Here is a 20,162-nt window from a genome sequence, read left to right on the forward strand (position 1 = left end):
AGGAAACGCAGCTCAGCGCCGGTATGAGGGATCCCACCCATCCCGGTCCGGTTCTCCGTACGCCCGACCCTGCGGAAAACCGCAGGGTCAGGCGTGCGGCCCGGCCCGCGACGGACGGCCGGCGCCGGGGGGCGACTCCCGGCCCGGTCCCGCTCCGCCTCCGGCTCCCGGTCCGGCCGGAGGCTCTCCGGGGACCGCCTACCCTTGGACGCATGACGAGCAGCAGCGACCGGAGCACCGCAGTGAGCGTTGACGGCACCAAGACCTATGAGATCCGCACCTACGGGTGCCAGATGAACGTCCACGACTCCGAGCGGCTCTCCGGTCTGCTGGAAGAGGCGGGTTACGTCCAGGCCCCCAAGGGCTCCGACGGGGACGCCGACGTCGTCGTCTTCAACACCTGCGCGGTCCGCGAGAACGCCGACAACAAGCTGTACGGCAACCTCGGCCGGCTCGCCCCGCGGAAGACCACGCGCCCCGGCATGCAGATCGCCGTCGGCGGCTGCCTCGCGCAGAAGGACCGCGACACCATCGTCGAGAAGGCCCCCTGGGTCGACGTGGTCTTCGGCACGCACAACATCGGCAAGCTGCCCGTCCTCCTGGAGCGCGCCCGCGTGCAGGAGGAGGCGCAGATCGAGATCGCCGAGTCGCTCGAGGCCTTCCCCTCGACGCTGCCGACCCGCCGCGAGTCCGCCTACGCCGCCTGGGTCTCGATCTCCGTCGGCTGCAACAACACCTGCACCTTCTGCATCGTCCCGGCCCTGCGCGGCAAGGAGGAGGACCGCCGTCCCGGCGACATCCTCGCCGAGATCGAGGCGCTGGTCGCCGAGGGCGTCTCCGAGATCACCCTGCTCGGCCAGAACGTCAACGCGTACGGCTCCGACCTCGGCGACCGCGAGGCCTTCTCCAAGCTGCTGCGCGCCTGCGGGCAGATCGAGGGCCTGGAGCGGGTCCGCTTCACCTCCCCGCACCCCCGCGACTTCACCGACGACGTGATCGCGGCGATGGCCGAGACGCCGAACGTGATGCCGCAGCTCCACATGCCGATGCAGTCCGGCTCGGACTCGATCCTCCGGGCGATGCGCCGCTCCTACCGGCAGGAGCGTTTCCTCGGGATCATCGAGAAGGTCCGCGCGGCCATCCCGCACGCCGCCATCTCCACCGACATCATCGTGGGCTTCCCCGGCGAGACCGAGGAGGACTTCGAGCAGACCATGCACGCCGTGCGCGAGGCCCGCTTCGCGAACGCCTTCACCTTCCAGTACTCCAAGCGCCCCGGAACCCCGGCCGCCGACATGGAGGGCCAGATCCCCAAGGAGGTCGTCCAGGAGCGCTACATGCGCCTGGTCGCGCTCCAGGAGGAGATCTCCTGGGAGGAGAACAAGAAGCAGGTGGGCCGCACCCTGGACGTCATGGTCGCGGAGGGCGAGGGCCGCAAGGACGGCGCCACCGACCGGCTCTCGGGCCGCGCCCCCGACAACCGGCTCGTCCACTTCACCAAGCCGGCCGAGGACGTCCGCCCCGGCGACGTCGTGACCGTCGAGATCACCTACGCCGCCCCGCACCACCTGCTCGCCGAGGGCCCCGTCGCGGCGGTGCGCCGCACCCGCGCCGGCGACGCCTGGGAGAAGCGCACCACCGCGGCCGCGGCGAAGCCGGCGGGCGTGCTGCTCGGGCTGCCGGGGATCGGGGTCCCGGAGCCGCTCCCGGCGGCCGCGGTCCCGGCCTGCGGGAGCCACTGACACCCGATCGCACCTGTGGGGGGAATGCATGGAGAAGTGGATCGTCTACGCGCAGTACGGGTCGGGTGACTCCTACTTCACCGAGGTGCTCGCCCGGGTGTCCGGCACCCGGGACGACGCCCGGGAGGCGCTGCTCGGCGTCACCAGGACGTACCGCGCGCCGCTGCGGGAGAAGTGGCGCGAGGTCTACCGCATGCCGGGCGGCGACAGCTACCTGGTGATCGTCAAGGGCGCGGTGACGCTGACCGAGATCACGATGGGCATCGCCGAACTGGTCCACGACTCGAAGGCGGAGTCGCCCGAGTAGCGGCGCGCCGGGTCGGAGGACGGGCGGAAAGGCCCGGGTGCCGGGATGGACGGCGGGTCGGAGGGGCCCCGGGGTGCGCGGACGCACGGCGGGTCGGAGGGGCCTGGGGTACGGGGACGCACGCACTGGGGGTCCGAGGGCCCAGGTGCCGGGATGGACGGCGGGTCGGAGGGGCGCCTGGGGTGCGGGGACGCATTGCGGGCCGGAAGGCCCGGGTGCCGGGCGCTCCGGCGCCCGGTCCCGCGGGGCGGGGAACCGGGCCTCGCGGGGTGGGGCGCAGTAGGCTGCCGATCATGCTTGTCGCCGCCGCCGTCTGCCCCTGCCCGCCGCTCCTCGTGCCCGAGGTCGCGACCGGCGCCGCCCCCGAGCTGGACGCCGCGCGGGCGGCCTGTACGGATGCCCTCGGGCTGCTCGCCGCGGCGCGCCCCGACCGGCTGTACGTCGTCGGCCCGGCCGGCGAGGGCGCCCACGGCGTCTTCCCCGCGGGTTCGACCGGCACGTTCGCGGGCTTCGGCGTCGACCTCTCCGTACGGCTCGGCGACGACGGGGGACGACCGGCCGGCGACGACGGGGGCCGGCCGGCCGCCGACCGCCCCCTGCCCGTCTCCCTCGCCGTCGGCGCCTGGCTCCTCGGCCGGGCCGGGTGGGCCGACGCGCCGATCGAGGGCCTGGCCGTCGACGGGACGGCGACGCCGGACGTCTGCGCCGGGATCGGCCGCGGCCTCGCCGACTCGGCCGAGCGGGTCGCCCTCCTGGTGATGGGCGACGGCAGCGCCTGCCGGACCGTGAAGGCCCCGGGCTACCTCGACGAGCGGGCCGCCGGCTTCGACGCGGAGGCCGCCCGCGCCCTCGGCACGGCCGACGCCGCCGCACTCCTCGCCCTGGAACCCGAGCTCGCGTACGAGCTGAAGGCGGCCGGCCGCGCCCCCTGGCAGGTCCTCGCGGGCGCCGCGCAGGGCGCGGACCTCGACGGGCGGCTGCTCTTCGAGGACGCCCCGTACGGCGTGGGGTACTTCGTGGCCGCCTGGTCCTGAGGCCCCGGCACACAGACCTGAGGCCCCGGCACACGGACGCGCGGAAACGGCGGACGGCCGCGGAGCGAGGTGCTCCGCGGCCGTCCGCCGTATCAGAGGGGCTGCCGGGTGACGCCGGACGTCAGGCGCTCGGCGGCGGGGTCGTGCCGCCGCCACTGCCGGGCGCGGGGTCGCTGCCGGGAGTGGGACCGGTGCCGCCGGTGCCGGCGGTGCCGGGGAAGGGGCCGGTCGCCGGGCCGGTCCCGGGGGCGCCCCCGCTGCCCGGCGTGGCTTCGTCCTTGTGACCGATCCGGTCCAGTGCGTCCTTGGCCTTGTCCGTACCGGAATGGATCTTGTCGCTGTACTTGCCCTTGGTCTTCTCGTCGACCAGCTTCGCGGCCTTCTCGATGCCGTGATCGATCTTGCCGCCGTGCTGCTGAGCGAGATCGGCGACCTTGTCCTTGGCAGGGGCGAGCTTTGCCTTCAGCGAATCCAGGAGACCCATGGGGCACCTTCCCTCCGAGGACCCCCGAGGAGTCCCTCTTCCGTGTGCTGCCTACTGACGGGCGCCTTCGCCGGCCTCGTTGTCCGCGGCGGCCTCTGCGGACTGCTGCTTCGGGATCTCCACGACGTCCACGACGTCCACGACGTCCACGACCTCCACGGTCTCCGAGGCGACCGCTCCGGTGCCCACGTCGTCCGCGTCGACGCCGTCCGGCGCCGCGCTCACGGCCTTCGCCGCGTCGGCCGCGGATCCGGTCAGGGCCCCGGTGACGTCCGTCACGGTCTCCGTCCCGGCCTCCGTCCCGGACTCGGTCTCCGTGCCGCCGTCCGCAGCCGGAACGACGGCCTCGGTCCCCGTCTCCTCCGACGACACCGCGGCCGCATCCTTCTTCTTACGGCGAAACAATGCAAAAACGCCCATATTCACTCCATAGCGTACTCGGATGGGAGGGATTCCGTGATGATCGACAGCCGGAACCTCGCAACAGGAAACGAAGCCGGATGGGCGCCGTCACGTAGCTCGTTCGGGGACGGGCCGTGAGGTTTGCGAGACTGGTGCGGTGAGAAGCGCAGCTCCCGCCCCGCGGGTCATCGCCGTCGTCGGCCCCACGGCGGCCGGAAAGTCCGATCTGGGTGTGTTCCTGGCCCAGCAGCTCGGGGGCGAGGTCGTCAACGCAGACTCGATGCAGCTCTACCGGGGGATGGACATCGGGACCGCCAAACTGACACCGGAGGAACGCGGCGGCGTTCCGCACCACCTCCTCGACATCTGGGACGTGACCGAGGCCGCCAGCGTCGCCGAGTACCAGCGGCTCGCCCGCGCCGAGATCGACCGGCTGCTCGCCGCCGGCCGCACCCCCGTCCTCGTCGGCGGCTCCGGCCTGTACGTACGGGGTGCCGTCGACGCCCTCGAGTTCCCCGGCACCGACCCCGCCGTCCGGGCCCGTCTCGAGGCCGAGCTCGACGAGCGCGGCCCCGGCGTCCTGCACGCCCGGCTCGCCGAGGCGGACCCCGAGGCGGCCCGCGCGATCCTGTCCAGCAACGGGCGCCGGATCGTCCGCGCCCTCGAGGTGATCGAGATCACCGGCAAGCCCTTCACCGCGAACCTGCCGGGACCCGACTCCGTCTACGACACGGTGCAGATCGGTGTCGACGTGGGCCGCCCCGAGCTCGACGAGCGGATCACCACGCGCGTGGACCGGATGTGGGAGGCCGGCCTCGTCGACGAGGTGCGCACCCTGGAGGCCCAGGGCCTGCGCGAGGGGCGCACCGCGGCCCGCGCCCTCGGCTACCAGCAGGTCCTCGCCGCGCTCGCGGGCGAGTGCACCGAGGACGAGGCCCGCGCCGAGACCGTGCGCGCCACCAAGCGCTTCGCCCGACGCCAGGACTCGTGGTTCCGCCGGGACCCGCGGGTCCACTGGCTCAGCGGAGCCGCCGATCACCGGGGGGAACTCCCGGGGCAGGCGCTCTCGTTGGTCGAACGAGCGGTTACAGCCTGATCACGTGATGGCATCGGGACGCCCTGCCCGTCATTTCGGCGGTCGGGAGCGTGCCATCATCGAGCATCGATCGACCAAGTGGAGTCCGAGTGGGGAGGGCGCGTGGCGATGGAGGCCGGCCCTCGCGACAGAGAACAGCACGAATCGGCGCTCGGTGACCCGACGGGTGACACACCGGGCCTTCCGACCGGCGACCTGCCGGTCGGTGCCGCCCCGGGGCTGACCCCGGACGGCCCCGACGACGCGGTGGGCACCGCCGTCGAGGTGGACGCCGACGAGGTCGAGGTCGAGCTGCGTCCGCAGCGCCGGCTGAGGATCTGGCAGCTCGCCCCGATCGTCGGTCTCGCGGCCGTCGGCTCGCTGATGTTCGCGTTCCCGCTCGCCTTCGGCTCGGGGGACGGCGGCGCCGTCCTCGCCATGCTCGGTCTGCTGATCAGCTTCTGCGCGGCGGGCTGGGGCATGATGGCCGCCCGCAAGGTCGGCTACACCTGGCCGGGTCTCCCGCAGCGCGGCTCCGGGGAGCGCCCGAACTGGCGCTACCTCGCGCTCTACGTGACAACGATCGCAGCGCTGGTCGCCCTCGCCGTCTGGCGCGTCGCCCGCCTGCGCTGACCGTACGGGCCGGTCGTCCGGCGGGTCCCGCCGACCGGCCCGTGGACGACCGGGCGGCCCGTCGGGACCACCCCGTACAGTTGATCTCGTGACCAGCGCGCAGACCCCCGCACTCCCGCCCCTCCGGTTCCTCAAGGGCCACGGCACCGAGAACGACTTCGTGATCGTCCCCGACGCGGAGAACGCCGTGGACCTGCCCCCCGCCGCCGTCGCGCGCCTCTGCGACCGACGGGCCGGCATCGGCGGCGACGGGCTGCTGCACGTCGTGCGCAGCGCCGCCCACCCCGAGGCCCGGCACATGGCGGACGAGGCCGAGTGGTTCATGGACTACCGGAACGCCGACGGCTCGGTCGCCGAGATGTGCGGCAACGGGGTCCGGGTCTTCGCCCGCTACCTGGAGCACGCCGGGCACGTCACCGCCGGCGAGGTCGCGGTGGCCACCCGCGGCGGGATCAAGCGCGTCCACCTCGACAAGGACGGCTCCGTCACCGTCGCCATGGGGCGCGCGGTCCTCCCCGAGGCCGGCGTCACCGTCACCGTCGACGGCCGCAGCTGGCCCGCGCGCAACGTGAACATGGGCAATCCGCACGCGGTCGCGTTCGTCGAGGACCTCGACCACGCGGGCAACCTGTTCACCGAGCCGCCGTACACGCCGGCCGCGGTCTACCCGGACGGGGTGAACATCGAGTTCGTCGCCGACCGGGGCCCCCGCCACGTCGCCATGCGGGTCCACGAGCGCGGCGCCGCCGAGACCCGTTCCTGCGGCACGGGCGCGTGCGCCGTCGCCGTCGCCACCGCCCGCCGGGACGGCGCCGACCCCGCCGCGAGCGGCACCCCCGTCACGTACACCGTCGACGTGCTCGGCGGCACGCTGGTCATCACCGAGCACCCCGACGGGCAGATCGACATGACGGGCCCCGCCGTGATCGTCGCCGAGGGCACCGTCGATCCCGCCTGGCTCGGCTGAGGCCGGGCGGGCGCGGGGGCGCGGAGCCGAAGGACGCGGCAGAGCCGTACGGCGCGGCGGATTCGAAGGAAGCGACGGAATCGAAACAGTCAACGACTGATTTGTCGCTCGAATGGGTGATCCGTTTCACGCTGAGCGAGAGGGCGACTGCGCCACGTGGTGGGGTCGGTAGCATCAAGCACCGGCCCCCCGGGCACGCCTGGCCCGCCCACCGCCGGTCGACGTTGCCGGAGGTGCCCCATGAGCGCAGAGGCCACCAACCCTGTGAGCGCGGCGGAAGCCGCCGTCACCGAAACGACCGCCCGCAGACGCGGACGCGCCCGCATCGACCTGCGCCGGATCGGCCGCGCCGCGCTGCTCGGCGCCACCGCAGGACCGGCCCCGCGCGACCGGCTGCCCGACGCGATCAGCCATGTCGCCGAGGCGCACCGCGCCCACCATCCCGAGGCGGACCTCTCGGTGCTGCGCCGGGCGTACGTCCTCGCGGAGTCCTCGCACCGCGGCCAGTTCCGCAAGAGCGGCGAGCCGTACATCACCCACCCGCTCGCGGTGACCCTGATCCTCGCCGAACTCGGCGCGGAGACCACCACCCTGACCGCGTCCCTCCTCCACGACACCGTCGAGGACACGGAGGTGACGCTCGACCAGGTGCACCGGGAGTTCGGCGAGGAGGTCGCCTACCTCGTCGACGGCGTCACCAAGGTGGAGAAGATCGACTACGGCGCCGCCGCCGAGCCGGAGACCTTCCGCAAGATGCTGGTCGCGACCGGCAACGACGTCCGGGTGATGTCGATCAAGCTGGCCGACCGGCTCCACAACATGCGCACGCTCGGGGTGATGCGCCCCGAGAAACAGGCGAGGATCGCCAAGGTCACCCGGGACGTCCTCATCCCGCTGGCCGAACGGCTCGGCGTCCAGGCCCTCAAGACGGAGCTGGAGGACCTGGTCTTCGCCATCCTCCACCCCGAGGAGTACGAGAACACCCGCGCGCTCATCGCCGGGAACCCGCACGCGGGCGACGCGCTCGGCGCCGTCGCCGAACAGGTCTCCGCGGTCCTCCGCGAGGCGGGCATCGGCGCCGAAGTCCACGTCCGCCCCCGGCACTTCGTCTCCGTCCACCGCGTCCGCCTCAAGCGCGGCGAACTGCGCGGCTGCGACTTCGGGCGGCTCCTCGTCCTGGTCTCCGAGGACGCCGACTGCTACGCGGTCCTCGGCGAGCTGCACACCTGCTTCACCCCGGTGGTCTCCGAGTTCAAGGACTTCATCGCGGCCCCCAAGTTCAACCTGTACCAGTCCCTGCACACCGCCGTCGCGGCCCCCGACGGCGCCGTGGCCGAGGTCCTCATCCGCACCCACCGCATGCACACGGTCGCGGAGGCGGGGGTCGTCGCCCTCGGCAACCCGCACGTGGGGCAGGAGACGACCGGGCAGCCGGGCGGCGGCCCGGACGGAGAGGGCCAGGCCGCCGCGGCCCCCTCGGCGCCGGCGAGTACCGGCCGCCAGGGAACCGCCACTCCGCGGGACGCCGCCGCACACTCCACCACTGGCGCACACGTCGCATCGGGTACCCACGCCACATCGGGTACCCACGCCGCATCGGCCGCATCAGCCACATCGCCCGCATCAGGCGCTCCAGGCCCGTCCGAAGCACCGGCCACACCTGACACCCTCCCCGCCTCCGCCCCCACGTCCGCCTCGGCCTCCGTTTCCGCGGCCGCCGCGACCCTCGCCACCGCCCCCGTCGACACCCCGGCCGCGGAGGACGGTGAACGCGTCGACCCCACCCGCCCCGGCTGGCTCTCCCGCCTCCTCGACTGGCAGCAGGCCGCCCCCGACCCGGACACGTTCTGGACCTCGCTCCGGGCCGACCTCGCCGAGGACGACGAGATCACCGTCTTCCGTGCCGACGGCAGCGCCCCCGGCACGATCAGCCTCCCCGCCGGAGCCAGCTGCGTCGACGCCGCCTACGCCCAGCACGGCGAAGCCGCCCACGGCTGTCTCGGCGCGCGCGTCAACGGGCGCCTCGCCCCCCTCAGCACCGTCCTCGGCGACGGGGACACCGTCCAGCTGCTGCTCGCCCAGGACGCCGTCTCCGGCCCGTCCCCCGAGTGGCTCGACCACGCCCGTACCCCCGCGGCCCGGATCGCGATCACCGGCTGGCTCCAGGCCCATCCGGAGAGCGCCGCGCCACCCGTGGCCACGAGCGGCTCCCGGCCCCAGTCCGGCGTCACCGCCGACCACCGCTCCGGTGCGGAGCTCCACGCCGACCTGGAGGGCGAGCCCCGCACCTCCGTCCGTCCGGCCGGCTGCTGCACCCCCGTACCCCCGGACAAGATCACCGGCTTCCGGGTCCGCGGCGGCTCCGTCACCGTCCACCGGAACGGCTGCGCGGCCGTCGACACCATGCGCCTGCTCGGCCGCGAACCCGTCACCGTCCGCTGGGGCGACACCACCCAGGGCCGGGTCACCCTCGTCGCGGAGTCCTTCGGACGGCCAGGTCTCCTCGCCGACCTCACCGAGGCCATCGCCGTCGCCGGGGCCGCCGTCGTCTCCGCGACCGTCGAGCCGCCCAGCGAGCAGCGGGTCCGCCACACGTACACCCTCCACCTGCCCGACGTGGCCCGGCTCGCCGCCCTCATGCGGGCCATGCGGGACGTGCCCGGGGTGTACGACGTGAGCCGCGCCCGGCACCGCTCCCCGAGGCCCCGCAGGGCCTGAGGCGCCAGCCCAGACCCGGGCGGTGTCCGTGGGGCCGACCCGGGTCGTGTCCGTGGGACGACCCGGGCCGTGTCCGTGGGACCGACCCGTGTCCCCCTTCGAGTGGCGGGCGAGCGCGCCGCCCGGGGGAGCGGGCGCGGCCCTGGTAGCCGTAGGGCCATTCCTCCGGAAAGGCCTGGCCCATGCCGCTCGTCCGAACGCCCCTGCCCCGCGCGCGGTGGCTCCGCTCCGCCGTCCTGGTCGCCGCATCGGCCGGGCTCGTCGCCGCCGCGCTGCCCGCCCCGGCGCCGCTCGGCATCGGGGACCCGCTCTTCCCCCACCTCGGCAATCCCGGGTACGACGTCCTCGCGTACACCGTCGATCTCACCTACCCCGGGGTCAACACCGCTCCGCTGGCCGCCGTGACCCGGATCGACGCGCTCGCCACCGACGACCTGGAGCGGTTCAACCTCGACTTCACCCACGGCACGGTCTCCGCCGTCACCGTCGACGGTCTGGCCGCCACGTACGTCACCAGCGGCGAGGACCTGGTCGTCACCCCCGCCGTGCCGGTCGACGAGGGCGAGTCGATCGCCATCACCGTCACCCACACCAGCGACCCGAGCGGTCCGGCCGACACCGGCGGCTGGGTCCGTACCGGCGACGGTCTCGCCATGGCCAACCAGGCCGACGCCGCCCACCGGGTCTTCCCGTCCAACGACCACCCGTCGGACAAGGCGTACTTCACCTTCCGCGTGACCGCCCCCAGCGAGTTGACCGCCGTCGCCAACGGGCTGCCCACCGGCCGGGTCACCCGGGGCGGCACGACGACGTGGACGTACCGCACCAGCCACCCCATGGCCACCGAGCTCGCCCAGGTGTCCATCGGCCGCTCCACCGTCGTGCACCGGGCCGGCCCCCACGGCCTGCCCGTACGCGACGTGGTGCGCACCGCCGACCGGGAGCTGCTGGAGCCCTGGCTCCGCAGGACCCCCGGGCACCTGGAGTGGATGGAGCGGAAGGTCGGCCGGTACCCCTTCGAGACGTACGGGGTGCTCGTCGCGGACGCCACCACGGGCTTCGAGCTGGAGACCCAGACCCTGTCCCTGTTCGAGCGCCGCCTCTTCACCCAGCCTGCCTACCCGGAGTGGTACGTCGACTCGGTCATGGTGCACGAGCTGGCCCACCAGTGGTTCGGCGACAGCGTCTCGCCGCGGACCTGGTCCGACCTCTGGCTCAACGAGGGGCACGCCAGCTGGTACGAGGCGCTGTACGCCGAGGAGACCGCGGGCAAGTCCCTGGAGCGGCGTATGAAGGCCGCCTACGCCGCCTCCGACGGGTGGCGGGCCGACGGCGGCCCGCCGGCCGCCCCCGAGCCGCCCTCGCCCGGCCACAAGATCAGTCTCTTCCGGCCCGTGGTCTACGACGGCAGCGCCCTCGTCCTGTACGCGCTCCGCCAGGAGATCGGCACCGAGGCCTTCGAGCGCCTGGAGCGGCGCTGGGTCGCCGACCACCGGGACGGCACCGCCACCACCGCCGACTTCGTCGCGCTGGCCGGTGAGATCGCCGGACGCGACCTCACCGCCTTCTTCCGCGGCTGGCTCTACGAGGCGAAGACCCCGGCGATGCCCGGCCACCCGGACTGGCGCAGCAGCCCGGCCGGGGCGGCGCGGACCGCCCCGAAAGCCGGCGGATGACCGCTCTCCCCGGGCCCCCGGATCACCGGCCCGGGGCCGTGATCCGGGGGCCCGGAGTCCGGGGCCGGGTCGACCGGCACGAAACCTGAGTGACGGCCCGGGACCCGGCTGACGGGCCCGCGACCCGGCCGGCACCACGGGGCCGAAACCCGGGTGACGGGTCCCGCCGGGGCGTGTCACCATCTTCAGGTCGGCGACGCGGCCGACGGACCGGGAATCTTCCCGTTCCCTCACGCGTTGTGACGGCATAAGACTCATCGCTCCAGGGCGCGCCGACACCGGTGCCGCTGTGGAAGCACTCGACGTAAGGATCCAATGACCTCCTCTTCTTCCCCTTCCCAGGACGAGCAGAGCTTCGCGGAGACGAGCCGTACCGAGAGCCTTCGGGCCGATGCCCTGATGGAAGAGGACGTCGCCTGGAGCCACGAGATCGACGGAGAGCGGGACGGCGACCAGTTCGACCGTTCCGAGCGAGCGGCCCTGCGCCGTGTCGTCGGCCTCTCCACCGAGCTCGAGGACGTCACCGAGGTCGAGTACCGCCAGCTGCGCCTCGAGCGCGTCGTGCTGGTCGGTGTCTGGACCTCCGGGACCGTCCAGGACGCGGAGAACTCCCTCGCGGAACTCGCGGCCCTCGCCGAGACGGCGGGCGCCCTCGTGCTCGACGGCGTCATCCAGCGCCGCGACAAGCCGGACCCGGCGACCTTCATCGGCTCGGGCAAGGCGCGCGAACTGCGCGACATCGTGGTCGAGACCGGTGCCGACACCGTCGTCTGCGACGGCGAGCTCAGCCCCGGCCAGCTCATCGCCCTCGAAGACGTCGTCAAGGTCAAGGTGGTCGACCGGACCGCCCTGATCCTCGACATCTTCGCCCAGCACGCCAAGTCCCGAGAGGGCAAGGCGCAGGTCGCTCTCGCGCAGATGCAGTACATGCTGCCGCGCCTGCGCGGCTGGGGTCAGTCGCTCTCCCGTCAGATGGGTGGCGGCGGCGGTGGCGGCATGGCCACCCGTGGTCCCGGTGAGACCAAGATCGAGACCGACCGGCGCCGTATCCGCGAGAAGATGGCGAAGATGCGCCGGGAGATCGCGGAGATGAAGACCGGCCGTGACATCAAGCGGCAGGAGCGGCGCCGCAACAAGGTGCCGTCGGTCGCCATCGCCGGATACACGAACGCCGGCAAGTCCTCCCTGCTCAACCGCCTCACCGGCGCGGGCGTGCTCGTGGAGAACGCGCTGTTCGCCACGCTCGACCCGACCGTCCGCCGGGCCGAGACGCCCACCGGCCGGGTCTACACCCTGGCCGACACCGTCGGCTTCGTCCGGCACCTGCCGCACCACCTGGTCGAGGCGTTCCGCTCCACCATGGAGGAGGTCGGCGACTCCGACCTCATCCTGCACGTGGTGGACGGCTCGCACCCGGCGCCGGAGGAGCAGCTGGCCGCCGTGCGCGAGGTCTTCCGGGACGTCGGCGCGGTGAACGTGCCGGAGATCGTCGTCATCAACAAGGCGGACGCGGCGGACCCGCTGGTGCTCCAGCGACTGCTGCGGATGGAGAAGCACTCCATCGTGGTCTCGGCCCGTTCGGGCCAGGGCATGCAGGAACTGCTCGCGCTCATCGACTCCGAGCTGCCGCGCCCGCAGGTCGAGCTCGAAGCCCTCGTGCCGTACACGCAGGGCGGACTCGTCTCGCGGGTGCACGCCGAGGGCGAGGTCGAGTCCGAGGAGCACACCCCGGAGGGCACCCTGCTGAAGGCCCGGGTGCACGAGGAACTGGCGGCGATGCTCGCGCCGTACGTTCCCGCCGCGCACTGACCCGACGTACGCCGCAGGCCACGGCCTGACGTACGACGGAGTGCGCGGCCGACGCACGACGAAGGCGCCGGCCTCCTCCCGCGAGGGAGGGGACCGGCGCCTTCTGCCGTGCCGATGGCCCCGTCACGACGGTCCTGTCACCGCGGTCCTGTCACGACTGTGTGATGAGGACTGTGTGGTGAGGACTGTGTCGGGAGGGACGGCTCAGCGTGCGTACTTCTTGCTGACCATCTCGTGGGCCGCCTTCGCTCCCCGGCCCAGCTGCGGTCCGGCGAGCCAGCCGTTGCTGCCGGCCGGGCCGATCGAGGTGTTCGACACGAGCGCCGTCTTCCCGTTCGGCAGCACGCGGAACCAGCCGCCGCCAGACGAACCCGCGGTCATCGTGCAGCCGATCCGGTACATCACCGGGGTGGCGGGCGCCGTGGTCATGCGCGTCGCCCGGTCCAGGCACTTGTGCATGATCACGCCGTTGTACGGGGCGGCCTGCGGGTATCCCCAGGCGCCGATCGTGCCGGACTGCGCGGGCGCGGGGGCGGAGAAGTCGACCGGCAGCGCGGCGCCGACGGTCTCCTCCAGCGACTTGCCGCCCCGCTGGGGCTGCACGTGCAGGACGGCGTAGTCGTACGGCCATGCCTGGTTCGTGCCACCCGACTTGATCCACTCGCCCGAGGTCACGGCCCAGTCGGCCCAGTACTGGCCGTAGGGGTAGATCTCGTGCGGCTGCGCGTTGTTGAGCGCCGCGGGGGACTTGCCCAGGTCGTTGAAGGCCGGGACGAAGGTGATGTTGCGGTACCAGCCGCCCTTCGTGCCCGCGTGGACGCAGTGGCCGGCCGTCCAGACCAAGTTCGACTTACCGGGCCGGCGGGGGTCCTTCACGATGGTGCCGGAGCAGACCATGTGGCCCTGCGGCGAGTCGAAGAAGATCTTCCCGACCGGGGCCGCGTTGCGGTGGTACGGGGTCTTCTCGCGCTGCGCCTTGACGGGGCGGGGCGTCGGGTCGGTGCCGCCGCCTCCGGCCTGCGCGGTGATCGTGGGGTCGGGGCTCTTGGCGGACTGCATCCGCGCCGGGTCCCAGAGCCCGTCGATGACCGGGTTGACGAAGTCCTCGGCCTCACGCAGCCAGGTGTCCGTGTCCCAGTTCTTCCACTCGCCGTCCTTCCACTTGTCCAGGTCGACGCCGTGCTTCTTCAGCTTGTCGGCGAGGTCCTTGGTGAGGTCGGCGCCACCGTCTCCGGTGGCCGCGTCGTCGGTGCCCGACGCGGAACTGCTCGCTCCGGCAACCGGCTTGTCGGCCGCCGGGGTCTCGGTGGGGCCGCAGGCCGTGGCGGTCAGCGCGAGCGCGGTGACCAGGCCGAGAGCGGCGGGTAGGAGTCGTACGGAACGCATGTGGTGAATTCCCCCTGAGATGATTCCCGCGTCCGGGGAGCGGCCGTGGTTCCGGCGCGTTCCCGTCTTGACATGGCTTGGCATTGCCATGGACGCGTCACTTGCGGTGCACAGTATGCCGGTTGGGCGAACCGCCGGGCGAAGGGCCCGGATCCCGGACCAGGGGCTCCCCGTGTCCGGGTGAAGCCCCTGGGGCGGGCACAGAGAGAGGCGAGGCCCCGAGGGCCCCGCCTCACACTCCGCGCCTACTGCCCGGCGTACTTCTTGCTGACCTCGTCGAACATGGCCTTGGCCTCGGGACCGAAGCGCGGCCCCGCGAGCCAACCGGCCGTCGACGGGCCGATCGAGGTGTTCGACACCAGCGCCGGCTTGCCGTCACTGCCCTGGGCGACCCAGCCGCCACCGGAGGAACCACCGGTCATGCTGCAACCGATGCGGTACATCGTCGGCTGCTCCGCCTTCAGGGACAGCCGGCCCGGCTTGTCCTCGCACTGGAACATCCGCTGGCCGTCGAACGGCGGAGCCGCCGGGTACCCGGTCGCCTTCATGGCCGCGATCTTCGGCACCGCCGGGGCGTTGAAGTTCACGGGAAGCGCCGAACCGACTGTCTCCTCCAGGGACTTGGTCGTGCCGCCCTTCTCCGGGGTCACCTTGATGACCGCGAAGTCGTAGGGCGCGCCCGCACCGCCCGTGGAGGCACCCTCGGCGATCCACTGGTCCGAGGTCTTGACCCAGTCGGCCCACCACACGCCGTACGGCGCGATCTGCTCCCGCGAGGCCTTCTCCAGGTCGGCGGTCGACAGCGCGGCGTCGTTGTACGAGGGCACGAAGGCGATGTTGCGGTACCAGCCGCCCTTCTTGCCCTTGTGGACGCAGTGGCCGGCCGTCCACACCATGTTCGACTTGCCGGGGTGCGCCGGGTCCTGCACGACCGTGGCCGAGCAGACCATCGAGCCCTCGGGGCCGTCGAAGAAGACCTTCCCGGACTCCGGGGCGTTGCTGTGGTACTTCGCCGAAACGGGCTTCGCCCGCACGACGGCCGGCGTCGGGTCGGTCACGCCCTCGTCACCCGAGATGTCCTCCTCCTCGACCGGCTTATCGGGGCGCTCGGCGTCCCGCATCCGGTCCGGGTCCCAGAGGTCCTCGATGATCGGGTTGACGAAGTCCTTGGCCTCACGCAGCCACTTGTCGCGGTCCCAGTTCCTCCACTCGCCGTCCCGCCACTTGTCGACGTCGATTCCGTGCTCCTTCAGGCGGTCCTTCAGGTCCGCCGGAATCTTGATCTTGTCGGCCGGGTTCTGGGCGGTCGCGGAAGCGCTGGGCTTGTCTCCCGCGTTCTCCTCGCTCGGTCCGCAGGCCGTAACGGTGAGCGTCAGCGCCGCGACGGCGGAAGCCGCCGTCAGCAGCGGACGAATCGATCGCATCTCGTGATCCCCCTGGGACTACGTCAACTTGTGCATGGACAGCGGCCGCGCCCGTACGGGTGCGGCCGACGGCCCCCACTATGCCGGTGCCGGAGGGGACGGTACGCGGCCGGTCGGCGGTTCCGGTCATGGTTCCGTCGTTGCCGTGCCGTGATCCGGGACACGCCAAGTTCTTGGCTCCGGCCCGTGATCCCGGGCAGTTCGCGTCGTTGGTACGTACGGGGGACACAACGGTGGCGTTCAGGGCGGCCCTTGCGGCGGCTCCACGGCGTCCCGATGTGCAACGCAACTGTTACAGCGGGAGGACACCGAGCCGTGGCCGTGACCGAATCAGCTCCGGCCGTCCCACCGGCCGCGCGGACGCAGACCAGGACGCCCGACGGGCCGGTCACCGGAACGCCCGCCGACGCCGCCACAGGGACGCACACCCCGACACCCCGGGACACCGCGCCGCCCCAGGACACTGCGCTGCCCCGGGGCGGCGCGACGATCCGGGACACCGCGACTGTGCCGATCCGGGACGGCGCGAACCCGGGGTCTTCGGACCGAGGGCCCGCGGTCCGAGGGCCCTCGGACCGGGCGGCTCCGGCTCAAGGAGTCGCGGCTCAAGGGGGTGCGGCACCGGAGGCTGCAGCTCAGGGGGCGGCGGACCGCGCTGCTCCCGCCCAGGGGTCCGGGGGCCGCGCGGCTCCCGCCCAGGGGCCTGCGGAGCAGGGCGGTGGCGGCGGGTACGAAGGCATCCTGCGCCGCCAGTCCCTGCGGGAGTCCGCCGCCCGCACCTACGCCCGCTCCCTCCCCATCGTCCCCGTGCGGGCACGAGGGCTGACCATCGAGGGCGCCGACGGCCGCCGCTACCTGGACTGCCTGTCGGGTGCCGGAACGCTCGCCCTCGGCCACAACCACCCCGTGGTCCTGGAAGCCGTCAAGAAGGTCCTCGACTCCGGGGCCCCGCTCCATGTCCTCGACCTCGCCACCCCGGTCAAGGACGCCTTCACCTCCGAGCTGTTCGCCACGCTGCCGGGCGAACTCGCCGACAACGCCCGCATCCAGTTCTGCGGACCGGCCGGCACGGACGCCGTCGAGGCGGCCCTCAAACTGGTCCGCACCGCCACCGGACGCAGCGGCCTCCTCGCCTTCACCGGCGCCTATCACGGCATGACCTCCGGCGCCCTCGACGCCTCGGGCGGAGCGACCGACGTCCGCGTCACCCGGCTCCCGTACCCCCACTCGTACCGCTGCCCCTACGGCGTCGGCGGCGCCCGCGGCGCCCAACTCGCCGCCCGCTGGACCGAGAACCTCCTCGACGACCCCAAGAGCGGCGTCACCACCCCCGCCGGAATGATCCTGGAAGCCGTCCAGGGCGAGGGCGGGGTCATCCCCGCGCCCGACGACTGGATGCGCCGGATGCGCCGCATCACCGCCGACCGCTCCATTCCGCTCGTCGTCGACGAGGTCCAGACCGGCGTCGGCCGCACCGGCGCCTTCTGGGCCGTCGAGCACAGCGGCGTCGTGCCCGACGTGATGGTCCTCTCCAAGGCCATCGGCGGCTCCCTCCCCCTCGCCGTCATCGTCTACCGGTCCGAACTCGACGCCTGGGAACCCGGCGCCCACGCCGGCACCTTCCGCGGCAACCAGCTCGCCATGGCCGCCGGCACGGCCACCCTCGCGTACGTCCGTGAGAACGGACTCGCCGAGCGGGCCGGCACCCTCGGCGCCCGCCTCATCGGCCGGCTCCGCGGCCTCGCCGCCGCCCATCCCTGCGTCGGCGACGTCCGCGGCCGGGGACTCATGATCGGCGTCGAGCTCGTCGACCCCGACGCGGCGGGACCTGACGACCCCGTGCCGCCCGCCGCCCCCGCCCTGGCGCTCGCCGTCCAACAGGAGTGCCTCGCCCGCGGACTCATCGTCGAACTCGGCGGCCGCCACTCCGCCGTGGTCAGGCTCCTGCCCCCGCTCACGATCACTGACGAGCAGGCCACCGCCGTCCTGGACCGCTTCGCCGACGCCCTCGCCGCGGCCGAACGGGCCCACATCCCCCAGCTGCCCGCCGCCCGCAGGCCCACGGCCCCCCGGACCGTCCCCGGGCCGTCCCACTGACCCGGGCCGTCCCGGCCCCGTCCCCCAAGGAAGCCCCCGTGAACGCCACGCCCCCCTCCCCGGCACCTGAGACCGAGGCCGCCCTCGCCGTCGATCACCTCACCTCCCAGGTCCTCGCCTCCACGCCACGGGACGCCTCCCTGCTGACCACGGAGCCTCTCGCCCCCGAGGGACGGACCCCCATGGAACCCTCCACCCAGTTCCTCACCACCACCCCCCTCACCAACCCCGAACCGTGCACCACGAACCCAGGCTCCGCGCCCCCGGGCAGCACGGCCCCCGGCGCCACGGCCCTTGGCTCCACAGCCGCCGGCGCCCATGCCTCGGGCAGCAGCACGGCCCGCGGCGTCACTGCCGTCGGCAGTACGGCCGCCGGCTCCACGGCGGTCGGGGCCGCCGCCCCCGACACCCCTGGCCCTGGCGCCACGGAGCCCGCTGCCACGGAGCCTGCCGCCGCCGCTGCCCGAGCAGCAGCCGCCACAGCCCGCCCCGCCGATGCCACGGTCCCGCGCCAGCACATCGGCCCCTACGACCCCCGACCGCACCGCACGACCACGGGCACCGCCCCGCTGAGCGACCAGCACCCCCAGCCGAACCGCCCCGCCGGCGCCACCACCTCGCTGGGCGCCCCGGCCCCGGACCCGCACCACCCGGCCGGCGCCGACCCCCTGGACGACCCGGATCCGCAGCGCGCCGCCGACGCGGCCGCCGTCGAGAACCTCCTCCGCTGCTGGGTCCGCGAGACGAACCTGCCGGCCCCCGGCTCCACCACCCTGCGCATCCCCCTCGATGCCAGCGGCACCGCCCTCCTCGTCCCCGTCCGCTACTGGTCACCCACCGGCTGGCACCGCTTCGGCGCCCCCGTCCTCGAAGGCCTCCCGGCCACGGCCCCCACCGTCGACGCCGTGACCGTCGCCGCTCTGCTCAGCCGGGAGAGCGGCCGCCCCGAAGCCACCGAACTCGTCGGCAGGGTCGCCGACTCGGCCCGCCGTACCGCCGACTTCCTCATCGAGCGCCGCCGCTCGCCCCAACCGCACCCGGACGCCGACCTCTTCCTCGCCGCCGAGCAGTCCCTGCTCCTCGGCCACCCCCTCCACCCCACGCCCAAGAGCCGCGAAGGCCTCTCCGACGCCGAGGCCCGGCTCTACTCACCCGAACTCCACGGCTCCTTCCCCCTCCACTGGCTGGCCGTCGACTCCTCGCTCCTGGCCTCCGACTCCGGCTGGACCGAACAGGGCCGCCCCGTCAGCGCCGAGCAACTCGCCATCGGCCTCGCCGAAGGGCTCACGCTCCCCGCCGGGACCGCGCCCCTGCCGGTTCACCCCTGGCAGGCCCGAGAGCTGCTGCACCGCTCCGACATCCGCGCCCTCGTCGACGCCGGCCTCCTCCACGACCTCGGTCTCCACGGCAGCCCCTGGCACCCCACCTCCTCCGTCCGTACCGTGCACCGCCCGGGTGCCCGGGCCATGCTCAAGCTCTCCCTCGGCCTGCGCATCACCAACTCGCGACGCGAGAACCTCCGCAAGGAACTCCACCGCGGCGTCGAGGTCCACCGCCTGCTCCGCACCGGCCTCGTCGACGCATGGCAGGCCGCCCACCCGGGCTTCGACATCGTGCGCGACCCCGCGTGGCTCGCCGTCGACACCCCGGACGGCGCCCCCGTCCCCGGCCTCGACCTCATGATTCGCCACAACCCCTTCGGGCCCGGCGACGACGCCGTCTGCATCGCGTCGCTCACCGCCCCCCGGCCCTGGCCGGGAACGGGCGCCATGCGCTCCCGCCTCGCCGACGTCATCAGCCGCCTCGCCGCCCGCACCGGCCGTCCCACCACGGCCGTCGCCGCCGAGTGGTTCCTCCGCTACCTCGACCAGGTCGTCCGCCCCGTCCTCTGGCTCGACGGACACGCCGGCATCGCCCTGGAGGCCCACCAGCAGAACACCCTGGTGCTCCTCGACCCCGATGGCTGGCCGGTCGGCGGACGCTACCGCGACAACCAGGGCTACTACTTCCGCGAGTCCCACCGGAGCGAGCTGGAGAGCCGCCTTCCCGGTATCGGCGCGGCCAGCGACACCTTCGTCTCCGACCAGGTCACCGACGAGCGCTTCGCCTACTACCTCGGCATCAACAACGTCCTCGGCCTGATCGGCGCCTTCGGCTCCCAGCACCTCGCCGACGAGCGCGTCCTGCTCGCGGCCTTCCGCAGCTTCCTCACCTCCTCGACCAGCCTCGGCTCACCCCTCCCGCACCGCCTCCTGGAAGCCGCGACCCTCCGCAGCAAGGCCAACCTCCTCACCCGCCTGCACGGCATGGACGAACTCGTCGGCCCCGTCGACACCCAGTCCGTCTACGTCACCGTCACCAACCCCCTCCGCGCCTGAGCCCGCCTTCGGAGAACCCACGCACCGACC

The 20,162-nt window shown here is 73.4% G+C and carries 15 protein-coding genes; 11 read left to right on the forward strand and 4 right to left on the reverse strand.

The window, feature by feature from the left end; translation table 11 throughout:
- Positions 1-212: 212 nt before the first annotated feature.
- From miaB to AMK27_RS13405, 3 genes are all read left to right on the forward strand, one after another.
- Complete coding sequence (miaB, locus tag AMK27_RS13395; RefSeq protein ID WP_073906245.1) at positions 213-1,742, forward strand: tRNA (N6-isopentenyl adenosine(37)-C2)-methylthiotransferase MiaB; 1,530 nt, start codon at positions 213-215, stop codon at positions 1,740-1,742.
- A gap of 28 nt (positions 1,743-1,770) precedes the next feature.
- Positions 1,771-2,049 (forward strand): hypothetical protein, encoded by a 279-nt coding sequence (locus AMK27_RS13400; protein WP_073906247.1) that lies wholly within the window; start codon positions 1,771-1,773, stop codon positions 2,047-2,049.
- Positions 2,050-2,342: 293 nt separating this feature from the next.
- Complete coding sequence (locus tag AMK27_RS13405; RefSeq protein WP_107425561.1) at positions 2,343-3,083, forward strand: class III extradiol dioxygenase subunit B-like domain-containing protein; 741 nt, start codon at positions 2,343-2,345, stop codon at positions 3,081-3,083.
- A 121-nt stretch (positions 3,084-3,204) separates the two neighbouring features.
- On the opposite strand, the gene AMK27_RS13410 is transcribed toward AMK27_RS13405, so the two are convergent.
- A complete protein-coding gene (locus AMK27_RS13410; RefSeq protein ID WP_073906251.1) occupies positions 3,205-3,567 on the reverse strand; it encodes an antitoxin in 363 nt (120 codons plus the stop codon).
- A gap of 51 nt (positions 3,568-3,618) precedes the next feature.
- On the reverse strand, positions 3,619-3,939 hold the full coding sequence (locus AMK27_RS13415) for a hypothetical protein (RefSeq protein WP_241847482.1): 321 nt from the start codon (positions 3,937-3,939) through the stop codon (positions 3,619-3,621).
- Between the two features lie 187 nt (positions 3,940-4,126).
- On the opposite strand from AMK27_RS13415, the gene miaA reads away from it, so the two are divergent.
- The 6 genes from miaA to hflX all read left to right on the forward strand — a co-directional run bounded on the left by miaA (position 4,127) and on the right by hflX (position 12,847).
- Complete coding sequence (gene miaA, locus AMK27_RS13420) at positions 4,127-5,065, forward strand: tRNA (adenosine(37)-N6)-dimethylallyltransferase MiaA (RefSeq protein WP_073906255.1); 939 nt, start codon at positions 4,127-4,129, stop codon at positions 5,063-5,065.
- Between the two features lie 108 nt (positions 5,066-5,173).
- On the forward strand, positions 5,174-5,677 hold the full coding sequence (locus tag AMK27_RS13425) for a hypothetical protein (protein WP_073906257.1): 504 nt from the start codon (positions 5,174-5,176) through the stop codon (positions 5,675-5,677).
- Positions 5,678-5,765: 88 nt separating this feature from the next.
- A complete protein-coding gene (dapF, locus tag AMK27_RS13430) occupies positions 5,766-6,644 on the forward strand; it encodes a diaminopimelate epimerase (RefSeq protein ID WP_073906259.1) in 879 nt (292 codons plus the stop codon).
- 240 nt (positions 6,645-6,884) lie between these two features.
- Positions 6,885-9,362, forward strand: coding sequence for a RelA/SpoT family protein (locus AMK27_RS13435; protein ID WP_073906261.1), 2,478 nt, complete (start codon positions 6,885-6,887; stop codon positions 9,360-9,362).
- Between the two features lie 182 nt (positions 9,363-9,544).
- Positions 9,545-11,038: a M1 family metallopeptidase gene (locus AMK27_RS13440; RefSeq protein ID WP_073906263.1), complete on the forward strand. Its 1,494-nt coding sequence runs from the start codon at positions 9,545-9,547 to the stop codon at positions 11,036-11,038.
- 315 nt (positions 11,039-11,353) lie between these two features.
- On the forward strand, positions 11,354-12,847 hold the full coding sequence (gene hflX / locus AMK27_RS13445; protein ID WP_073906265.1) for a GTPase HflX: 1,494 nt from the start codon (positions 11,354-11,356) through the stop codon (positions 12,845-12,847).
- 204 nt (positions 12,848-13,051) lie between these two features.
- Here hflX and AMK27_RS13450 read toward each other — a convergent pair whose 3' ends face one another.
- Both AMK27_RS13450 and AMK27_RS13455 read right to left on the reverse strand, forming a co-directional pair.
- Positions 13,052-14,233, reverse strand: coding sequence for a trypsin-like serine peptidase (locus AMK27_RS13450; protein ID WP_073906267.1), 1,182 nt, complete (start codon positions 14,231-14,233; stop codon positions 13,052-13,054).
- Between the two features lie 245 nt (positions 14,234-14,478).
- The gene (locus AMK27_RS13455) at positions 14,479-15,657 is read right to left on the reverse strand and encodes a trypsin-like serine peptidase (protein ID WP_198955862.1); all 1,179 of its coding nucleotides are present in this window, start codon (positions 15,655-15,657) and stop codon (positions 14,479-14,481) included.
- A gap of 738 nt (positions 15,658-16,395) precedes the next feature.
- Between AMK27_RS13455 and AMK27_RS13460 the strand changes: the two genes are divergently transcribed.
- A complete protein-coding gene (locus tag AMK27_RS13460) occupies positions 16,396-17,754 on the forward strand; it encodes a diaminobutyrate--2-oxoglutarate transaminase family protein (protein ID WP_073907470.1) in 1,359 nt (452 codons plus the stop codon).
- 38 nt (positions 17,755-17,792) lie between these two features.
- Positions 17,793-20,132: an IucA/IucC family protein gene (locus tag AMK27_RS13465; protein WP_073906269.1), complete on the forward strand. Its 2,340-nt coding sequence runs from the start codon at positions 17,793-17,795 to the stop codon at positions 20,130-20,132.
- Positions 20,133-20,162: the final 30 nt, after the last annotated feature.

The organism is Streptomyces sp. CB02009, assembly GCF_001905825.1.
Taxonomy (GTDB): Bacteria; Actinomycetota; Actinomycetes; order Streptomycetales; family Streptomycetaceae; genus Streptomyces.

Coding starts and splice junctions, on each gene's coding strand:
- AMK27_RS13455 (WP_198955862.1), bottom strand. CDS start 15,657: ATGCGATCGATTCGTCCGCTGCTGACGGCGGCTTCCGCCGTCGCGGCG.
- miaB (WP_073906245.1), top strand. CDS start 213: ATGACGAGCAGCAGCGACCGGAGCACCGCAGTGAGCGTTGACGGCACC.
- AMK27_RS13435 (WP_073906261.1), top strand. CDS start 6,885: ATGAGCGCAGAGGCCACCAACCCTGTGAGCGCGGCGGAAGCCGCCGTC.
- AMK27_RS13425 (WP_073906257.1), top strand. CDS start 5,174: ATGGAGGCCGGCCCTCGCGACAGAGAACAGCACGAATCGGCGCTCGGT.
- hflX (WP_073906265.1), top strand. CDS start 11,354: ATGACCTCCTCTTCTTCCCCTTCCCAGGACGAGCAGAGCTTCGCGGAG.
- AMK27_RS13405 (WP_107425561.1), top strand. CDS start 2,343: ATGCTTGTCGCCGCCGCCGTCTGCCCCTGCCCGCCGCTCCTCGTGCCC.
- AMK27_RS13440 (WP_073906263.1), top strand. CDS start 9,545: ATGCCGCTCGTCCGAACGCCCCTGCCCCGCGCGCGGTGGCTCCGCTCC.
- AMK27_RS13400 (WP_073906247.1), top strand. CDS start 1,771: ATGGAGAAGTGGATCGTCTACGCGCAGTACGGGTCGGGTGACTCCTAC.
- AMK27_RS13410 (WP_073906251.1), bottom strand. CDS start 3,567: ATGGGTCTCCTGGATTCGCTGAAGGCAAAGCTCGCCCCTGCCAAGGAC.
- AMK27_RS13450 (WP_073906267.1), bottom strand. CDS start 14,233: ATGCGTTCCGTACGACTCCTACCCGCCGCTCTCGGCCTGGTCACCGCG.